Source organism: Nostoc sp. UHCC 0251 (assembly GCF_034932245.1).
Taxonomy (GTDB): Bacteria; Cyanobacteriota; Cyanobacteriia; order Cyanobacteriales; family Nostocaceae; genus Nostoc.
In genome coordinates, this window is the sequence record NZ_JAYGHD010000298.1 from 1 (window position 1) to 20,627 (window position 20,627).

The window sequence follows — 20,627 nt, forward strand, 5'->3', positions numbered from 1 at the left end:
GGGTTAGGGGGTTAGGTTTTTGGTGGACTTTTCCACATAACGTGAAAAGTCAGATTTGCTCAGGTTGCCGTAATTTTTCCTTGCTAATTTTAGATTAAGGTAAAAGGATGACGCAAAAGTGACGGGAAACACTCAACCTGATACCTTCCATGCAGCAACTTCAATTTTTTCAAGCGTTGCGATCGTTAGGCTTTGTGTTTTGGTTGTCCTTGCCGTTGATTGGGTTAGTTTTTTGGCTGGGGAGCAGCTTTGTCGGAGATCGGATTTTAAGTCGCTCCAATCTCACCAAAAAATATCTGCTAGCGGATACTCAATCGGCACGACAGATTATGAAAAGGATAGTAGCGATTAAAGTGGAAGTTCTCCCCAAAAAAGGAATTTCACGGGTGAACGTTAAAACCAACAACTCAGTTCTCACAAGGATAGTATTTGAATTTCCAATCACAGATATAAGCAAACTTGAAGCTGCTCTTAGTCAAGAGTTAGGTTTACCCCGCGATCGCGTTAAAGAATTAATAGTTGAATCCAATGCATTATTGTAGCGATTTATCGCGTCTTTATGATAATTTATCGCGTTTTTGATTTATGCAAGAGGTCTAATGACCAATGACTATCCTTGACATTTCTTTGTCATATTTATCCAATAAACTACAGAAAAGGTAACGTAAATTTACTTTTATCTAAATAATTGACTGTTGATAGCGAACATTGGACTATTCATTGTTCACTTTCAACGGTTAATAGTTAGTACTTAACCCTCAGTAGCCCACCGTTAATCGCTATGGATACTTCTGAAACTGAAGTTTCAAAGGTTGAAACCCAATCAGATAGTTCTGTGCCTTCTGAGTTAGCACCTACTCGTTCAGGTAAACCTTGGTTCTGGAGATTGCTGATTCTATTTTTGGCAACTGGTGGAATTATCCTGTGGCGAATGCTTGCTCCTGGCGGCGCACCACGCTCGTCTGTCGCACAGCAACAAGGGCCACCTGCAAAGCCAATTGAAACGATCGCCTTGGCAACTGGTAGTGCTACAAGAAGTGTCCAGTTGTTGGGACAAGTAGAAGCAACTCAGCAGTCAACAATCCGCGCTCAAACTAGTGGAATTGTCAAGCAAATTTCAGTTCAACCAGGCGATCGCGTGAAAGTAGGAATGGCGATCGCTTTACTGGATGATACCGATCAGCAATTGGCAATTACCCAAGCACGAGCGCAACTGGCACAACAACGGAGCAATCTGGCACGTTTGGAAGTTGGTACTCGTCCTGAAATTATTGCTCAACGGCAAGCGGCTGTCACATCTGCGAAGGCGCGAGAACTGGAAGCACAGGATAACCTGAAACGGACTAGCGATCTTGTGAAAGAGGGTGCTTTATCTCAAAGATTGTTAGTGGAAGCCCAAGCACAATTGAATAACATCCAAGGAGAACGATTAGAAGCCGAGGCAGAACTTGCTGAAGCGAAAGCTGGGCCGATTCAAGAAGAAATCGCCGCTCAACGAGCAAATGTAGAAGCAGCTAAAGCCACCTTAGCTCAAGCAGAATTAGCACAGCAGCGCACGCGGATTCTGGCATCGGAATCGGGTATAGTGCAGACTCGCCATATCAGTAATGGTGATTTAGTCCAAAATTCTGGTCAAATTGTCACCTTAGTAGCAAGCGATCGCTTCGACATTTTCCTAGAGTTACCAGAAGAACTCAGTGGTAAAGTTACCCCAGGGATGACAATCGATCTCACAACTCGCGCTCTACCGCAATGGAAACAACGCGCCACCATCACTGCTGTAGTCCCTTCTGCCGATACAGCCTCTCGTCGCCAGATGGTGCGTGTCCAAATTAACAAACCCCCGTCAGGATTAATACCAGGAATGGCGATCGCAGGTAACTTAAATATGCCCTCGAATCGCTCCAGCTTTGTGGTATCACGAGATGCATTAACCAGAAGACAAAACGAGTGGCTAGTTTTTGCAGTTGCTGACGGCAAAGCTAAACAAATTCCAGTCGAGATGGTTTCTGACATGGGTAAAAATGTCGCAATTTATCATCCCACTTTACGCACAGGTCAACGCATTGTGCTGCGTGGTGGTGATGGATTGCAAGATGGTGCGCCTGTAAAGATAGTTGATCCAACTTAAAACAATTCGCAATTCGCAATGACGCTCGAAGACTCGCTAACGCTGCGCTAACGCAATTCGCAATTACGTTTTGTGGCGGGTATTTAAACCCCCAAAGTTGGTTAAAACATAGGTTGTACCACACTTCCATAGACTTCTTGCAGAAGTTGGTTAAAGAGGAAGAATCGTCTCTTTCTCCTTTAACCTTTCCTTCAAAATACTGGAAACCCAGTTTAAATATGACTTTCTGAATTACCAATTAATATGAACTTTATTGAAACCGCCGTTCGTTGGCGACATGGAACTTTTGTTTTGTTTTGCTTGCTGGCAATGTTCGGGGTATTCTCTCTACTAAACTTACCCCTAGAGTTGCAACCAGGAGGCGATCGCCCGGAAATTACGATCACAACTACATATCCCGGTGCAGGGCCAACAGAAGTAGAAGACCTAATTACCCGCCCCATTGAAGAACAAATGGAAGAGGTGCTAGGTGTCCAAGAAATTACCAGTACTTCTCGTGCTGGACGCAGCAGCATCACTTTGGAATTTGCTCAAGATGCCAACGCTAGAGAACGGATGGTAGATGTCCTCAACCGCTTGCAGCAGGTGGGAAGCTTGCCGCCAGAAGCACAGGAATCGAGTGTGGAACTGGTGGGTGGTAACAGTTCGCCGATGATGTGGATTCCGTTTGATACCAAAGACGGATTTAAACCGGATGCAGACCGTTATCGAGACTTAGCAGAAGAAGTGGTAATTCCCCGTTTGCGGCGAGTCGAGGGAACTGGACAATTTTTGTTAGTGGGTGGACAAGAACGAGAAGTTGAAGTGAAGGTTGATCCGAAAGCATTAAGCGATCGCAATCTCGCAATTGGTGATGTAGTGCGAGTCCTTCAAGAAAACAACCGCGATATTCGGGGTGGGCCATTAATTCTCGGACGACGAGAATATCGAGTCCGCACCATCAGCCGATCGCAAGATTTATCGCAAATTGAAGGTTTTGTGTTGCGACGCGACCAATCGGGCACTGTTTACTTGCGCGATGTGGCAAAAGTCCAGATGGGACGCAAACCCCAAGATGGTGCGTTGGTGTTCAACGGCAAACCTGGGACAGCAATTGGTGTAATTCGGCAAATTGGGGCGAATGTGCCAGAGGTGGCTAAAGGCATTCGGAGAGAGATTACCGCACTGCAAACTGAATTTGATCGGCAAAATCAAGGTATTCAATTTGTCTACAACTACGATGAAAGCCAGTACATCAATCAATCCATAGCATTTGTCCAAGGCAACTTAGTTAGTGGGGCACTGTTAGCAACTATCGTCTTAGTTCTGTTCCTTGGCTCCATGCGTACCGTTGCAGTGGTGGCAATTACAATTCCCACTACACTGATTATGGTATTTATTGTCATGTCTGCATTTGGACGCACATTAAATATCATCAGTTTGGCGGGATTAGCGTTTGCAGTGGGTATGGTCGTAGATAATGCGATCGTTGTAATTGAGAATGTCTTCACCCAGATGCAGCAAGGTAAAAGTGCGATGCGGGCAGCCATTGAAGGGACTCAGGAAGTTTGGGGCGCAATGCTTGGTTCCACCTTAACCAACGTAGTGGTATTTGTACCACTGTTAATGGTAACGGGTGAAGCAGGGCAACTTTACACCGATATGGCGATCGCACTTTCTGCCTCTTCTGTATTCTCGCTGTTTGCGGCATTAACTTTAGTACCCATGCTATCGGGATTGTTCCTCAAGCAATCGGAAGCCATGCAAATGATGCAGGGTGGTGAATATCGGGGCGGTAATTGGTTTGAACGGATGGTAGCCAAAACTTCTGCGGTTTTCCGTCATTTCCAAACCAAACTGGAAAACTTTCTCGTCGCTACTGTTAGTTGGTCACTGGGACGTAAACGGATTGGGCGCAGGTTAATTGTGCTGTCGATTCCGATTGTTTTACTCGTGACTAGTATTTTTCTTTTACCACCTGCCGATTATCTACCCGAAGGAAATCGTAACTTAGTTGTATTACGGGCGGAACCTTTACCGGGAACCAGTATACCGGAAGCGATTCGGCAATCTGAACCTGTACAAAAATTTCTGCGATCGCAACCAGAAGTTGATCGCATCCTGTACGTTGATCGTCCAGGGGCGCTGCGCGGGATTGCAACTATCTTAAAACCAGAATTTGCCACCACTACCGGACTCGCCGAAATGGTGGATCGGTTACGCGCCCAAAGTAGTAACTTTGCTGGATACCGCTTTGTAATCCCAACGCGGATTTCTATCTTCCGCGATCCGGGTAAAGAATTTGAAGTCGATATTGTTGGCGCTGATTTAAACCAAATTGGTGACTTAGAAAAGCAAATTACCGGCAAATTGCGATCGCTTCCAGGGGTTCAGAATGTGCGCTCAAACTTTGTATTGGGTGCAGGTGAATTACAAGTGATTCCCAACCGCGAACGCATCGCCGAAGTCGGACTTTCGGAAGCAGAAATTGGTTCGATGGTAGAAGCAGCATTGGGTGGTAAAGTTGCCTCCAATTACATTGATGGCAAAAATGAATTAGATGTCTCAGTGGAATTGCAAAATACTGCTGTGGAAACACCAGAACAACTGCGCCAATTGTCTCTATATGCACAAGGACGACAAGTGCAACTGGGGGATGTTGCCGAAGTCGTGGAAACAACGGGAGCCGATGCCATTAACCACGTTAATTTAGAGCGCTCAATTAGCCTCACTGTTTCCCTTGCACCCGATGCTCCTCTTGCTACCCTGGTAGAACGTGCCGAAGAAGAAATTCTGGCTCCTCTGCGTGCGAGTTTACCAACAGGCTACCGGCTAGAACTGGCAGGTTCAGCAGATCAGTTAGCAACAACTGTTGGTCAATTAGCTGCTGCATTTGCATTTTCGATTTTGATTACTTACTTGTTACTAGTGGCGTTATATCGCTCGTTCCTGTACCCAGTAGTAATTATGGCAACAGTGCCGATGGGTATGAGTGGCGCACTCTTGAGCCTAGTAATCGCCAACATGATTCCGGGAATGAATGTGGCATTGGATATGATTACAGCCTTGGGATTTGTGATCCTTACAGGTGTGGTTGTGAACAACGCCATTCTACTAGTCGATCGCGCCTTGCAACTCCAGCAAGCAGGTGAGGATTTTGATGCATCCTTATACAATGCGACAAGCGATCGCTTACGGGCGATTTTCATGTCTGCTGGCACTAGTGTGTTGGGGATGTTACCGCTAGCAGTTCTACCAGGACAAGGTTCAGAGTTATATCAGGGGTTAGGCATTGTCTTAACAGGTGGTCTGGCTTTTTCTACGATTTTGACTCCCACCGTTGTACCCGCACTGATGGGTTTACTGTATGATATCTCTGGACGTAAATCGCCGCGATCGTCAACTGCAAAAAAGCCGGACAAACTAGCTACTAATTAACGTGAGTTCGACAAGTCTTAAAACAATTTACCAACTTGCGCCAAATCTACATTTCCACCGCTAATAATCACACCAACTCTCGCCTCTGGTGCTGTCACCACACCTTCGAGTAAGGCTGCTGCTGCAAGTACTCCGGTAGGTTCCACGACAATTTTCAGGCGTTCCCACAAGAAAAACATGGTGCGAAGAATCGCTTCTTCAGATACCGTCACCATATCATCGACGTAATGCAGCACTAAGGGGAAAGTAATTTTACCAAGGCTAGGAGTCCGCGCACCATCGGCGATGGTATTAGGATTTTTGACAGTTTGCAGGGTTTTGGTGTGAAAAGAGCGGGTAGCATCGTCGGCAAGGGCTGGTTCTACGCCGATTACTTTACAATTGGGTAAAAGTGCTTTGACTACGATCGCACATCCTGAAAGTAAGCCGCCACCGCCACAACAAACTAATAATAAATCCAACTCACCAACTTCCTGGATCAGTTCTAAAGCAGTTGTTCCCTGTCCGGCGACTACATGAGGATGATCGTAAGGGGGAATCAAAGTGAGATTGCGATCGCTTGCTAATTTTTGGGCTAATTCTTCTCGGTTTGTTTTTTGGCGATTGTATAAAATTATCTCTGCACCATAGCCACGAGTAGCAGTTTGTTTAACAGCAGGTGCATCATCAGGCATGACAATAGTAGTGGGAATGTTTAGTAATTGTCCAGCTAAAGCGATCGCTTGGGCATGATTTCCCGATGAATAGGTGAGAACGCCTGTTTGTTTTTGTGCTACCGATAGTTGGGCTAGGGCATTGTACGCACCTCTAAATTTAAATGCACCGGTGCGTTGAAAGTTTTCGCACTTAAAGAATACTTGGCTATTGGTGCGATCGTTAACGATTCTAGAAGTCAGTACAGGCGTGCGGTGGGCAATTCCCAAAATTCGCTCTTGTGCTGCCTGTACGTCAGTTATAGTAACCAAATTGTGCTGTGGCATTGATGACGAGATTAAATATTCTTGCTCTTGTTTATATAGATACAGATTTTTATATTTGCGTCTAATATCCTGGATTCAAGCATACTCGTTTCAGGTGGATAGCATCATTTATTGTCTGTATAAAAATAGCTACAGCAAAATTATATATTGCTGTAGCTAAATTTATAAAACTTAAATTAATTAACTCACGTTCGCCATTTTTCTAGCATGAATAAAACATCTGAAAGTCGGCAAAAAAAAACTGCTCTAATTACAGGAGCGGCTAGTGGGATAGGTTATCAATTAACCCAGATTTTTGCTCGTCATAGTTATAATCTGGTGTTAGTAGATAAGAATGAAGAAAAACTTACTGAAATTATAGATGAATTCCCGCAGAAGTTTGGCATTTCTGTGAAAATTCTAGCCAAGGATTTATCTATCCCAACATCACCAGAAGAAATTTTCACAGAACTACAGCAAGCATCCATTAAGATTGATGTGCTGGTTAACAATGCTGGCTTTGGTACTTATGGAGCATTTAGCGAAACAGACCTCAGCATTGAACTGCAAATGCTCCAGGTAAATATGGTCAGCCTGACTCACTTAACAAAGTTATTTCTCAAGGATATGGTCGAGCAAGACTATGGAAAAATATTAAATGTCGCTTCAGCGGCTGCTTTTCAACCAGGGCCTCTAATGGCAGTTTATTTTGCTACTAAAGCTTATGTCTTATCATTTTCAGAAGCGATCGCTAATGAATTAGAGGGCACAGGTGTTAGCGTGACTGTTCTTTGTCCAGGGCCAACAGCATCAGAATTTCAACAAACAGCAGCAATGGAAGATTCAAAGATTGCTAACGTTAGCAGAATGATGGATACGGCAACCGTTGCGAATATTGGTTATCGCGGCTTAATGAATAACAAAACTGTTGTTGTTCCTGGGATGAGAAATAAGCTATTAACTGAAAGCGTCAGATTTACACCCAGAAATTTAGTAACAAAGGTTGTGAGAAGTATGCACGAACTCAAAAAGAATAGGTAGCCCAATAGCCCCGCTCTCAGTTAAAAAACATTATCTGTTGGGGCAGGCAGGGGGAGCAGGGGAAGCAGGGGAAGCAGGGGAAGCAGGGGGAGAAATCTGGGTTTAACCCAAGCGTATTGCTCGATATCCTATACTTTTTTGAAAAAGACCTGATCAACAGATTTTTTAGATTAAAGAATTTGTTGATCAGGTTTAACCATTTGCAAAAAATCGTCTAAGATTTCGCTCTATCTACTTTGATAGTTCTGGCGTTAAGAGAATGCGGTTTTCACCAATCTTATCAAATGCAGGTGTAGACCAGCGATCGACTACTTTACCTAGAATTGACATTTCTTGAACTAAGCGGTCAAATTTATCAGGAGTGAGAGATTGAGGCCCATCGGATAAAGCCTTAGCTGGGTTGGGGTGAACTTCAATCATTAAGGCATCTGTACCAGCTGCGATCGCAGCCATTGCCATTGATGGCACATATTCAGACTTACCTGTACCATGACTAGGATCGATCATAATCGGTAAATGGGTAAGCGATCGCAACACCGGAAGCACCGATAAATCTAAAGTATTCCGAGCATATTTGCCATCAAAGGTTCTGATTCCCCGTTCACAAAGAATCACATTGGGATTTCCAGATGCCAAAATATATTCTGCTGCCATCAGCCACTCGTCAATTGTGGCAGACATCCCCCGCTTGAGTAAGACGGGTTTATCTTGAGCGCCTACCTTTTTGAGCAACGAGAAGTTGTGCATATTTCGCGCTCCGATTTGGATTATGTCAGCTACTCTCGCCACTGCTGATAAATCGGCAGCATCCATAAGTTCTGTGACGATACCTAAACCAGTAGCTTCCCGCGCTGCTGCTAATAAATCTAAAGCGCTTTCACCATAACCTTGAAATGCATAGGGTGAAGTGCGGGGTTTGTAGGCTCCACCACGCAGAAACTTTGCTCCTGCTGCCTTCACCCGTTTTGCTGTTTCGACAATCATCGCTTCATTTTCAACAGAGCAAGGCCCGGCTACCACTACGATGGGATGACGTTCGCCGAAATAGACATCACCGTTAGGTGTAGGTACAACAACCTCGCTGGCTTCTCCATGTCGGAATTCTCGACTGACGCGTTTGAAAGGTTGTTGCACCCGTAATACTTGCTCAATCCAAGGGCTGAATTCTTGAACCTGTAATTTATCGATGCTAACGGTATCACCAATTAGCCCCAGCACAACTTTATGAGTGCCAACGCTTTTTTCTACCGTGACTCCCCAAGTCTCACTCAGTTCTTGGCTGATGCGAGTAATTTCTTCAACAGGCGTACCTGTTTTAAGTATGATAATCATCTAGTTTTCCTTCCGTATAGTTTTTGGGTGTAATACAGTTCGTTCGTAGGGGCACAGCAATTCTGTGCCCTTACCTTGGTCATTCGTGCAAAAATTCAGCAAGTTGTTCTAGTTTTGTCCAAGCCGCGCCGCTTTGCAGAATTTCCTTAGCAAGAACAATACCCTTGACACAACCTGCTAAAACATCAGTTTCCCCGTGAATGGCTTCACCAACTTGCAGTGCGAGGGCTGTATTTAAAGCGACTACATCCTGCTGCGCTTGCGTACCTTTACCTTGCAAAACTGCCTTTAAGATTTCCGCATTTTCTTGGACATCTCCACCGCATAACGCCGCAGTCGGTGCAAAACTCAAACCAAGTTCTTGAGGATTAAGCGTTAGAGAACGCACTTTTTTATCTTGGAGTACAGCTAAGTCAGTCACATCTGCCAAACCAGCTTCATCTAAACGTTCGCGTCCGTGGAGTGCGATCGCTTGCTGACATCCCAGTTGGGATAAAGCTTGCACAATCTCCTCTAGTAAAAGCGGATCGTTGACACCAATAATTTGCCCTGTTGGCCGCATGGGATTTACTAGCGGGCCGAGCAAGTTAAAAACAGTCCGCACTTTCAAAGTTTTTCGCAAAGTAGCGATCGCCTTAAGTGCAGGATGCCAGCCTGGAGCAAACAAAAAGGTGATTCCAACTTCACCCACTGCGGCTTGTACTTTTTCTGGAGTGGCGTTGAGATTTATACCCAAAGCTTCCAACACATCAGCTGAACCAGTCTTGCTGGATGCCGAACGATTGCCATGTTTGGCAACTTTTACCCCGGCGGCGGCGGCAACAAAAGCAACAGCAGTAGAAATATTAAAGGTGGAAGCGCCATCTCCACCAGTTCCACAGGTGTCAATTAGGGGAGACGCGATTAATCGCGTCTGTACAAGGGGTGGGGATTGGGATTGTAAGACACTGGCCATGCCTACTAATTCTTGGGCGGATACGCCTTTAGCTTGAATTGCGGCTAAAATCGCTCCTGAGAGGACATCGGGAATGGCATCTGTGAGCCAACCTTGCATCAGATCCGCAGCTTGGGAAACCGTCAACGATTGCCGAGCAAACAACTGTTGCAATAAACCTGGCCAGTTGTATAACTCAGAAGTGACGGGGATGTTGTCAAGTGGGGTTTTAGTTACAGCGATCATATTCATTGGTCATTCACGAAGGACAAATGACAAAGGACAAATGACAAGAAGAGAAAATTAAGGAATTAGAACTTTGGCGACGGTTTGCACATCCTTGTCACCTCTGCCAGAGCAATTGATGACGATGCGGGGGTTGCCTTTTAACTGAGGACAAAGGGTTTCAAGATATGCGATCGCATGAGCAGTTTCTAAGGCTGGGATAATTCCTTCTAGTTGCGACAGCCTTTGAAATGCATCTAATGCTTGTTTATCGGTAACACTGTAATATTCGGCGCGACCAAGATCCTTTAAATAACTATGCTCAGGGCCAACGCCGGGATAGTCTAATCCGGCACTAATTGAATGGGCTTCGATGACTTGACCATCATCATCTTGAAGTAAATAGCTCATTGCACCGTGTAGTACACCTATTCTTCCTTTTGTCAAGGTAGCAGCGTGTTTTTCTGTATTTACACCTTCACCCGCCGCTTCCACTCCGATTAGTCGCACCGAAGATTCATGGACAAATTCATTGAATAAGCCGATCGCATTGGAACCTCCACCCACGCAAGCCAGTAGAATATCTGGTAATCCTCCCCATTTCTCCTGGGATTGAGCGCGAGTTTCTACACCAATTACCGCGTGGAAGTCACGGACAATCATTGGGTAGGGATGAGGCCCTGCAACAGAACCCAGGATGTAATGGGTTGTTTCCACGTTTGTCACCCAATCCCGAATTGCTTCGGAAGTTGCATCCTTGAGAGTTCCCGTACCTGCCTCCACTGGACTAACTTCTGCTCCCATTAACTTCATGCGGAACACGTTCAAGGCTTGGCGTTCCATATCGTGAACGCCCATGTAAATCACACATTTCAAACCAAACCTAGCACATACAGTTGCAGTCGCTACGCCGTGTTGCCCTGCACCTGTCTCTGCAATAATCCGTTGCTTGCCCATGCGTTTAGCTAGCAACACCTGAGCCAAAGCATTATTAATTTTGTGAGCGCCTGTATGATTTAAATCTTCGCGCTTTAAATAAATTTGCGGCCCTGTACCATCTGGTCTAGCGTAGTTTGTTGTCAGGCGTTCAGCAAAATATAATGGGCTGGGTCGTCCCACATAATCGCGCAGTAAGTTTTGTAGTTCTGCTTGAAAACTCGGCTCGTTGCGATATTGTTGAAACGCCGCTTCTAACTCACTTAATGCAGGCATTAAGGTTTCTGGGACGTATTTACCGCCGAATTTTCCAAACCTGCCCAAAGAATCTGGTTGAACAGTTGCAGTCTTAATTTCTTGTATGCTTACCACTGGTTAAAATCCTTTTATGTTCGAGTATTTTTTGCTTTCGTTCTAATACCAATTCAATTAATGATTGCAACATATCCTTGGGTAAAGACGCGATGAATCGCGTCTCTACAAATGGTCTATTTGTCGCATTCTTTTTTCCAATTGGTATAACTTTTGAGAACTCATGACACTAAAATCTTCTTTGCGTTTTTCTTTCGCGGGTTTCGTAGCTATAGCCCAGTTTTCTGTGATTCAAAACGTCTATGGGGCGCACCAAATCTTTAGAGTCAAAATTTGGTAATAGGGATAGTAAATCTCCTAACGGCGTAGCTTTGGGGGTAGACATACCCCCATCCCAAGGCCACATTAGGTCTTTAAGATTGTGTCCGTAAGCCTGACCATTAGCAGGATAAAAATCGCTACCTTGATGACCGTTCTCTTGCCATTCAGCCCAGAGGCGGTCTGCGTTTGCATGATTCAACCAGAATACTGGGTCGTATGGCGAACTTGGTATATTGCTCATGGTACCTAGACCCTTAAACTTTACAGGTCTTGTGCTTGCGTCTATCTGTACCCCACCGACAAAACCATGAATATAGTTATGTAGGAATCCTCCTGGGGTGACTTTGCCCTGCTCATCTACAGAGATAAATCCTTCCAAAGCGGGGCGAAATAGAGAATAGTTATTAAGACTCAGGGCACGCTCAACATCTTTTTTGGGCACAGGGTAATCACTGGCAGGAGGTAGTCGTAGAAAGCGAACAAGTGATGTACCTAATGATGTTCCGGTATCTTGGTCAATGTTTAATGCTGGATTCATAACCCAGCCATTTGCAGCAGAAAAAGCCCCAGGTACAGCGCCGCCTGTAAAGTTTCCTTGATTTGGAATTTTGATGGTTACTCCTTGACCGTTAGAACCAAGAAAGTCATCGTTAAAAATTACATCAAGTGCTTTGGGGTCAGTCCAATCCCAGTATGGCAGAGTAACAGTTGGGTCTACTGCTTGCAGAGCTTGTTCAAATCTGCGGATATATTCTCGATGCCAAGGGAAAAATGCGGCATTTTCATGAGCAAGTTCTTGAACGGAACCATTGGAATGCCCTTTATAATTATGAATTAGGCGTGTTGCTCCTATATGTACAGCAACGAATTGGTCGTAAATACTGAGCTTGCTACCTGCGGGTATTACAGTTTTTAAGGTTTTGATAGCCTTGACAAAGGCTGTTTTCTCTGCTGATGTTAGGTCAGTTACGTTCTTTCTTACAGCTAGGTGAGCGTATTGTCCTACAACATTGTGATTCCAATCGTATTTGTATTGTCCCTTGTCAAGACGATCATTTGCGAAGACTGTAAGCGCACAGGTGCTAACTAGAAGTACGCTATAAATTAATATTTTGACAGATTTCAGCAGGGATTTCATTATCTTAATGGAAGCAGAGGGGCAGAGGGGGCAGGGGAGGCAGGGGAAGCAGGGGAAGCAGGGGAAGAAGAAATATTAATTATTGTCCAATGCCCTATTCCCTATTCCCTATTCCCTACTCCCTACTCCCCACTCCTTGAAGAGATGGACTTTCACGCAGACTTTCTGTAATGGCTGTTTTAAGTTCTCGACAGAGTTGTTCCACAGCTTGCAGTCCTTCAGTTGGGCTACCTTCAGCTAATCTTTTAACGAAGGCACTGCCAACAATCACCGCATCTGCGCCCCATTCTTTTACTTGATGTGCTTGTTCTGGCCCTGAAATACCAAAACCAACGCCGATAGGTTTATCGGTGACGTTCCGCAAATCGGTAATTAAATCTTTTACGCGTTCTTGGATTTGAGCGCGGACACCTGTAACACCTGTGACACTTACCAGGTAGATAAAACCTTGAGATTGACGAGCGATCGCTTCAATTCTATCTTGAGAACTGGTAGGAGCTACGAGCAAAATTACCTCAATTCCGAAAGATGCAGCAGTTTGGATTAATTCTTCTGCTTCTTCTAAGGGTAAGTCTGGCACTACCAAGCCTCGCACGCCAGCAGCGGCAATTTTTCCTAAAAATGGCTTAATACCTCGGTGCAAAATGGGATTGTAATAAGTAAATAGAATTATTGGCGCTTTTAGGCTAGGAATCACTACGTGCAACATCTCTAGCACTTGCTCTAATTTTGTGCCATTTTGCAAAGCGCGGGTTGCTGCTGCTTGAATCACAGGTCCATCTGCTAGAGGGTCGGAGTAGGGAATGCCCAACTCGATGAAGTCTGCACCATTGCGATCTAAGATACGTAAAGCTTCGGCAGTGGTTTCTAAGTTAGGATCGCCTGCTGTGATAAAGGGGATTAAAGCACACCGTTGGCGATCACGTAAAGTTTGAAAGGAATCGGAGATACAAGTCATTCTGAAAAATAGTTAATGATTGGTTAATAGTTTTGGAATAATTTACACTTAGCAATTAGCGATGCCCACGCTAGATTTGTTGTCGTCGAGTCTTTGATACTCGTGAACGAGTCTTTGATACTCGTGAATGAGTCTTTTAGCTCCGTTAACGAGTCTTTGATACTCGTGAATGAGGCTTTTAGCTCCGTTAGGGAATAAAGAAAGGGTCAAGGGGCAAGGGAAAAGGGAATTTTGCCCTTTAAATGTCCCCTTTACCCAGATTCCTCAAGAAACCTATTTTCCCAAAGATTCACCTAACCGCCTTAGAAAGGCTTGCTTTAATTTTGAAGGAGGGTTAGGGAGAATCAAGTCTTAGCAAACTACGCACAGCTTGCTCGACATCGCTTTGTTTAACTAAAGACTCTCCGATTAAAACCGCACGCGCACCAGCCTCAGCGACAAGAGATAAATCAGCAGGTGTATACAGTCCAGATTCGCTGACGACGGTAATATCCAAACTTTGTAACTGTTGTTGGCGCTGTGCTAAAAGTTGCTGTGTTGTGCCTAAATCAAGGGTAAAATCTTCTAAATTGCGATTGTTAATTCCTACTAAATGTAAGTCATCAAGCTTTAACACTCGATCCAGTTCAGCCAAGGTATGGACTTCTACCAGTGCATTCATGCCTAAATCATGAATTAGTTGCAAAAAAGCCTGAAGTTCTTGATCTGATAAAATGGCAGCAATCAACAAGACTGCATCCGCACCTGCTGTTCGTGCTAAATAAATTTGATAGCGGTCAATGATAAACTCCTTGCACAGTAAGGGTAATGCTACTTGCTTACGCACCCTTCGCAGATTATCAAAACTGCCCTGAAAAAACTTTTGGTCAGTCAAGACTGATAGACAAGCTGCACCACCTCGCTCATAAGCTTGAGCAACAGCTACTGCATCAAAGTCTGCGCGGATAATGCCACGGCTAGGCGATGCCTTTTTTACCTCGGCAATTAAGCTAGGCTGGTTAGGATTTTCTTGCAAAGCATTCAAGAAATTTCGTACAGTCGGGGCTGTATTTAACTGTTGTCGCAAGGAGGCTAAAGGCAATTCTTGCTGCATCTGTGCAACTTCTTGCCTTTTATGCAACACAATTTCTTCAAGAATATGGCGGGGAGGGGCAGCTCGGTTAGTCATAAAATGCTAGAAGAGTGGGGAGTGGGGAGTGGGGAGATGAGGGAGCAGGGGAAGCAGGGGGAGCAGGGGAAGCAGAGGAAGCAAGAAAAAATAACTAATTGCCAATGCCCCATGCCCCATGCCCAATCCCCAATGACTAATGACCAATGACTAATGACTCTTTCGTTGTATATGCACGTACCACATTTTTAATGATTTCCAGACCGACTTCTCCCGCTAGAGTCATGATTGACTCTGGATGAAACTGAACGGCGGCGATGGGAAGTGTCTGATGTTCAATGCCCATAATTACGTCGTCATCAGAAATCGCTGTCACCTTAAGTTCTTTTGGCAAATGTTGTGGTAGGGCAAACAATGAGTGATATCTACCGACTGGAAAAGATTGTGGTAAGTTTTTGAAGGTGACAGAATTAGAATCGGTGACGAAAATCCTTGAGGATTTACCATGTTGGGGATAGTTGAGAACTCCCAATTGTCCATCAAAAGCTTCGACAATGCCTTGCAGTCCCAGACAAACTCCGAAAATAGGAATTTTGCGATGAAGAAGAGCGCCGACTGTCTGGGGAACCTGAAAATCACTTGGTCTACCAGGGCCAGGAGATAAAACAACTAAGTCAGGGCGTTCTGTATCGAATAGCGATTCTGAGAAACCATGACGCAGTGTGGTGACAGTTGCACCAGTTTGGCGAATGTAATTGGCTAGGGTATGAACAAATGAGTCTTCATAGTCTATTAGTAAGATGCGTTTGCCATCGGCTCCACTTGGAAGGATTTTAGTTGATTTTAGAGAACTGGACTCATCAATTTTCTGACTCGTTTCCTTTACACGACGAATCGTCTCAAATAAAGCAGCAGCTTTGGTAATTGTTTCTTGTTCTTCTGCTTGGGGTATGGAGTCATAAAGGACGGTAGCACCAACTCGCACTTCGGCGATGCAGTCTTTTAACCGGATTGTCCGCAGAATTAATCCAGTATTTAAATTCCCATTGAAATTTAAATAACCAACTGCTCCACCATACCAACGTCGGGCGCTACGTTCATGCTGTTCAATAAAATCTATTGCGGCTTTTTTGGGTGCGCCTGTGACTGTAACTGCCCATGTATGCGAAAGAAAGGCATCTAAGGCATCAAATTGCGATCGCAGTGTCCCCTCAACATGATCTACTGTATGAATCAGGTGGCTGTATAATTCTATTTGGCGACGACCAATCACTTGTACCGAACCAGGTTCGCAGATTCGGGATTTGTCATTGCGATCGACATCAGTACACATGGTCAACTCAGCTTCATCTTTGTGTGAGTTGAGTAACTGCCGAATTTGCACGGCATCGTCAAGAGCATCTTGTCCCCGGCTAATAGTCCCACTAATGGGACAGGTTTCAACCCGCCTACCTTCAACCCGCACAAACATTTCTGGAGATGCGCCAATCAAATATTCTCCACCTAGATTAAAAATAAATCCATAAGGGCTAGGATTTATTTCCTTTAAGGTGTTAAATAGTTTGCTGGGTTGGTCTTCATAGCTTTCAAAAAAGTTTTGACTAGGAACTACTTCAAATAAATCGCCTCGGCGGAAGTAATCGAGTGCAGCCTCAACTTTTTTCGCATACTCGCCTACTTTATGGTCAGCAGTTTGAGTTGGGAGAAGATGTTTACCGCGATAGTCTACAGACTCACCTGTTCGAGGCAGATTCTTAGTGCTGCCATGCGCTGTTTCAAACTCATATTGTAGACGAAATGCGCGTTGTTGATAGTAGTCAACAACTATCAAGTCATCAGGTAGATAAAGTACTAAATCTCGTTGATCCGCAGGACGTTCTAGACGCTGGTTAATTGGTTCAAACTGCAAAACCAAGTCGTAACCAAACGCACCATACAATCCTAAATGCTCGTCTTCTTGACTATAGAAAGTATATAGGATTTCGCGGACAACTGTAAATGCGGAAGGTTGCTTACTGCGTTCTTCTTCAGTAAACAATTTTTTTGTAGGTTTAACAAAGCCTACAAGATTGTTCTTATCTAGGGTAAGTTTTTCAAGTTGTATTGAGTTGGATAAGCACTCTAATAGTAATGGCAAAAGTACCCGACCGCGTTCATTCAACGCTATCAACGTAAAAGCATTTCCCTGTGTAGTTAATTCCAATGGTGGATTGACAAATCCGATCGCCCATCTCTTGTATCTACCCGGATATTCGTAGCTGCTCCTTAGCAAACCCCCACGCTGAGAATTTAAGCGAAATAGAATATCTTCTAGGGCAATGTCCATCTTAACTTCAGTGATGGAGCGAGAAACAATTACACCGCCAGAGGTTTTGTAGGAACGAGAATCAAAAATCATAGGGAATTCCTCTGAAATGTTTATTAGTCAGCAGCCATTAATCATTATTGATAACTATTTATAATTACAAACAAATTCAGATAATTTTATGTCAATTTAATTCCAACTATCTAAATCTGCGTACTCGTTTTAAAAGATGTAATAAAAAACTTTTTACTTCTTATTTAAGAGTACTAGATATTAAGCAGGTAGTACATTGAATAATTTTTCGATTAGGTGTCAATTTATTCGCTTTTTATACTGCTCTTATAGTAAATTTTCTGATAACGCTGTTTAAAATTCTTCGCTTCCCTCAAAGGTGGTAGATCATCTCAAAAATTAGTAGCAAATATACTAAGCGATTAGAAATCGCGGCTACACAATGTAGGGGCGCAATGCCTTGCGCCCCTACTCCTACCCTGCGGGAAAGCATTTGCGTAGCGTCTCGTAGAGAAGCATTTATGCATTTAAAATGCACCCCTCAATTACCACAAAAAAGAATCCTAAAACTCGCGCAACAATGATATTGCTTGTCTGTACAACAATAAATCCACTTGGTGAACTTCAATTGCTTTTCCAATGCGTTGTAGCAAGGTTAAAGTTAATTCTCCACCCAAATGTTCGCGGAACTCAGTTAAACCCCGAAACAGACAATGGGGATGTTCCATTTGTGATAACTTCTCAACCAGTTCTGGCACATACAATGTAAAACCCAGCGCCGATAAAGTACTTAATATCCTTTGCCATTGTGAGCAATCCAGCAATCCTACCAAATAGGAATAAGTGCTATCCAAAGCGATACCGATCGCAACTGCTTCGCCATGACGTAAGCGATAATTTGTCAAATGCTCCAGTTTATGAGCCGCCCAATGTCCAAAATCCAGGGGACGAGACGAACCCATTTCAAAAGGATCGCCACTATTGGCAATATGTTCTAGGTGCAACTGGGCGCAACGATAGATAACCTGTTGCATGGTATCCATGTCTCGCCGCACAAGGGCTGCGCTGTGAGAGTGGATATAATCGAAAAAGTTAGCATCCTTAATCAGCGCCACTTTGACGGCTTCTGCGATTCCAGAACGCCAATCGCGATCGTCTAGGGTTGTCAAAAAGGCAGAATCATTTATAACTGCGTAAGGTGGCGCAAATGTGCCGAGAAAGTTCTTTTTACCAAAGGCGTTGATGCCGTTTTTTACGCCAACCCCAGAATCATTTTGTGCTAACACCGTCGTCGGAATCCGAATTAGGCGAATTCCCCGGTGAGCAGTTGCAGCAGCATATCCTACCAAATCCAATACAGCCCCGCCCCCGATCGCTAACACATAAGAATGGCGACATAATCCGGCTGCTTCAATCTGTTGCTGAATTTGATCTACTAAAGTGCGATCGTTTTTAGCAGCTTCTCCTCCCGAAATTATCATCGGTTCGGCTGCGATCGCTAGTATCTCTGCATAAAACTTGGTATACGCTACTAATTGCTTAACCAATTCCGGTTGATGCTGCAATATTCCTGCGTCTACTATCGCTACAACTTTCTTCGGCTTTTTCTCCCCATCTGCTGTAATCACTTGAGCTAAGGTGGGGTTTTTCAACTCAAATAAATTTTGGGTGAAGTGAACCTCATAGTTAAAAGTAACCGCAACCCGTTGATGAATTGGTTGCAGACTAAATTTACTTTTTTGCTTAATGTCAACTACCATGTTTTTGCTGATATATCTATAAGTGCGGCACGATTCAAAGCTTGAAGAAATATTTCTACCGAGTGAGAACCATTTATTTTGACTTTATTATTGATGATAAAGAACGGTACGCTGTTGATGCCATTAGGCCTAGCAAATATTGATTCAGCTACAAAAGCTTTAAGCCCAGTATCATCACTCAATTGCAACCGTAATTCCCTAGAATCCATTTGGTAATCTTTCCCGATGGCAATTAGAACGTCGATATCTCCAATGTTCAAACCGTCTTCAAAGTAAGCTTTATAAATGGCTTCTACAACATCGTTTTTTACCTTTGCTGGTGCAAGTGCAATCAGGTGGTGCGAAAGCTTAGTATTGACAGCTAAACGGATTTTGTTAAAATTTAGCTTGACTCCAGCCGCCTCACCTGCATGTTGCGTAGAATCAAATAGATATTGTAGTTCTTGGGCTTTTATACCTTTTCTATCTTGCATAAAACTGCGAAACTCGTATCCGTCAGCAGGAATAGTATTATCGAGAATAAATGGATGCCACCGGATATCTACTTCTTTTTCTGGCCATTGTGCCAGTGCATCAAACAGATGCTTTTTCCCTATTCTACACCAAGGGCAAACGGTATCATGAAAAATGTCTATCAACATAGCTTGTGTTCTTCAAATGCTCATATTTGTGTGCATTTGGGGTTTGAAATCTCGTTGGAGAGCCGTTGTATTTAAAGGCTGTATAAAACTGTTAATCTTTTCTTCAAAAAAGCTTTGGGTATTTTCAAATTCTTGAATTAATGCGTCTCTATCTTTCCTTGCTACGAGTCTCGCCAAACGGCTGTAAGTTTTAGCTAAAAAGCTAATTGTATTACACCTTTCTTCTGTAGCTAGCATAATATCAACACATAAGTTAGGATTTTGAGAAAACAAACGTTTAACAATATCAATTTCTTGACGGTAGTTAGGAGTTGACATTGTTAAGCTCTGCTCTATATCCACTTTTACTTGTGCTAAGAAAACACCAAGACTAAATCTACAAAAATGCTGCGTCGCTTGAATAATCACCATCATTTGATCATGTTCTTCAGGCGTGCAAACAATCAATTCTCCACCCTTACTTTTAAGAAACTCTAATAACCATTGAAATGATTCATCGTTTCGGCCTGGACACACTACCACTTTTTGTCCCAAAAACGATTTGATATTTGGCCCAAACATTGGATGTAAACCCATGACTGGGCCAGAATGGTGTTCGAGCATCGCTTGAGTTGGCTGAATCTTTACGCTCGTGATGTCACACAAAGCTGTAGTTGGGGCAAGGTATTTAGCTGCACGCTTAATAACATCAACTGTATATTCAATGGGAACGCTTACTAATACTAAGTCTGCCTGACTCAACAGTTGATCTGCATAATCCCAATCTTCATGTTCAAGAACGCTAACATTGTTACCTACTAGCGAAAGCTGCTCTTTAAATAATCTTCCCATCCTGCCGCGTCCACCGATGATGGTAATTTGTCGGGGAGTGATATGATTTGTTGCAGATTTAGGAATCAGAGTAGCATGGCAACTATTTACTACACTTGCCCAAACAGACTCAGGAATACCAGCTTGAGCGAGGAAGGGAGCCACATTAGCCAGTTGTTCATCTAAAGAAGGTTGTTCTGATGCTGCTAATAATGATATGCGATCGCTAAGTAGGGCGATCAAGCTTTGGTCAGTTTTTTTAAGCTGATCTGAATTAGTCATTAGTC

The 20,627-nt window shown here is 43.8% G+C and carries 15 protein-coding genes; 4 read left to right on the forward strand and 11 right to left on the reverse strand.

Annotated features, from left to right (window positions below):
- Positions 1 to 149 precede the first annotated feature (149 nt).
- From VB740_RS22040 to VB740_RS22050, 3 genes are all read left to right on the forward strand, one after another.
- Positions 150 to 542, forward strand: a complete 393-nt coding sequence (locus tag VB740_RS22040) for a hypothetical protein (RefSeq protein ID WP_323202040.1) — start codon at positions 150 to 152, stop codon at positions 540 to 542.
- A gap of 239 nt (positions 543 to 781) precedes the next feature.
- Complete coding sequence (locus VB740_RS22045; protein WP_323202041.1) at positions 782 to 2,131, forward strand: efflux RND transporter periplasmic adaptor subunit; 1,350 nt, start codon at positions 782 to 784, stop codon at positions 2,129 to 2,131.
- Positions 2,132 to 2,374: 243 nt separating this feature from the next.
- Positions 2,375 to 5,548 (forward strand): efflux RND transporter permease subunit, encoded by a 3,174-nt coding sequence (locus tag VB740_RS22050; RefSeq protein WP_323202042.1) that lies wholly within the window; start codon positions 2,375 to 2,377, stop codon positions 5,546 to 5,548.
- A gap of 17 nt (positions 5,549 to 5,565) precedes the next feature.
- Here VB740_RS22050 and VB740_RS22055 read toward each other — a convergent pair whose 3' ends face one another.
- Positions 5,566 to 6,528 carry a threo-3-hydroxy-L-aspartate ammonia-lyase gene (locus tag VB740_RS22055; RefSeq protein WP_323202043.1) on the reverse strand — a complete coding sequence of 321 codons (963 nt, stop codon included), beginning with the start codon at positions 6,526 to 6,528 and terminating at the stop codon, positions 5,566 to 5,568.
- 207 nt (positions 6,529 to 6,735) lie between these two features.
- On the opposite strand from VB740_RS22055, the gene VB740_RS22060 reads away from it, so the two are divergent.
- Positions 6,736 to 7,548, forward strand: a complete 813-nt coding sequence (locus VB740_RS22060; protein ID WP_323202044.1) for an SDR family oxidoreductase — start codon at positions 6,736 to 6,738, stop codon at positions 7,546 to 7,548.
- 231 nt (positions 7,549 to 7,779) lie between these two features.
- Here the strand turns inward: VB740_RS22060 and aroF are convergent, their stop codons facing one another.
- The 10 genes from aroF to tyrA form a co-directional block, all read right to left on the reverse strand.
- Positions 7,780 to 8,880: a 3-deoxy-7-phosphoheptulonate synthase gene (aroF, locus tag VB740_RS22065; protein WP_323202045.1), complete on the reverse strand. Its 1,101-nt coding sequence runs from the start codon at positions 8,878 to 8,880 to the stop codon at positions 7,780 to 7,782.
- 79 nt (positions 8,881 to 8,959) lie between these two features.
- The gene (trpD, locus tag VB740_RS22070) at positions 8,960 to 10,060 is read right to left on the reverse strand and encodes an anthranilate phosphoribosyltransferase (RefSeq protein ID WP_323202071.1); all 1,101 of its coding nucleotides are present in this window, start codon (positions 10,058 to 10,060) and stop codon (positions 8,960 to 8,962) included.
- Between the two features lie 57 nt (positions 10,061 to 10,117).
- Positions 10,118 to 11,347, reverse strand: a complete 1,230-nt coding sequence (gene trpB, locus VB740_RS22075; protein ID WP_323202046.1) for a tryptophan synthase subunit beta — start codon at positions 11,345 to 11,347, stop codon at positions 10,118 to 10,120.
- A 169-nt stretch (positions 11,348 to 11,516) separates the two neighbouring features.
- Complete coding sequence (locus tag VB740_RS22080) at positions 11,517 to 12,746, reverse strand: tyrosinase family protein (protein ID WP_323202047.1); 1,230 nt, start codon at positions 12,744 to 12,746, stop codon at positions 11,517 to 11,519.
- 115 nt (positions 12,747 to 12,861) lie between these two features.
- The gene (trpA, locus tag VB740_RS22085) at positions 12,862 to 13,704 is read right to left on the reverse strand and encodes a tryptophan synthase subunit alpha (protein ID WP_323202048.1); all 843 of its coding nucleotides are present in this window, start codon (positions 13,702 to 13,704) and stop codon (positions 12,862 to 12,864) included.
- A 334-nt stretch (positions 13,705 to 14,038) separates the two neighbouring features.
- A complete protein-coding gene (gene trpC, locus VB740_RS22090; protein WP_323202049.1) occupies positions 14,039 to 14,872 on the reverse strand; it encodes an indole-3-glycerol phosphate synthase TrpC in 834 nt (277 codons plus the stop codon).
- Between the two features lie 136 nt (positions 14,873 to 15,008).
- The gene (locus tag VB740_RS22095) at positions 15,009 to 17,210 is read right to left on the reverse strand and encodes an anthranilate synthase (protein ID WP_323202050.1); all 2,202 of its coding nucleotides are present in this window, start codon (positions 17,208 to 17,210) and stop codon (positions 15,009 to 15,011) included.
- Positions 17,211 to 17,692: 482 nt separating this feature from the next.
- A complete protein-coding gene (locus VB740_RS22100) occupies positions 17,693 to 18,889 on the reverse strand; it encodes a 3-dehydroquinate synthase (protein WP_323202051.1) in 1,197 nt (398 codons plus the stop codon).
- Entirely contained in the window at positions 18,883 to 19,530 is a 648-nt protein-coding gene (locus VB740_RS22105) for a DsbA family oxidoreductase (RefSeq protein ID WP_323202052.1), read from the reverse strand. The genes VB740_RS22100 and VB740_RS22105 overlap by 7 nt, the downstream gene beginning before the upstream one ends.
- 12 nt (positions 19,531 to 19,542) lie before the next feature.
- On the reverse strand, positions 19,543 to 20,622 hold the full coding sequence (tyrA, locus tag VB740_RS22110) for a bifunctional chorismate mutase/prephenate dehydrogenase (RefSeq protein ID WP_323202053.1): 1,080 nt from the start codon (positions 20,620 to 20,622) through the stop codon (positions 19,543 to 19,545).
- Positions 20,623 to 20,627 lie beyond the last annotated feature (5 nt).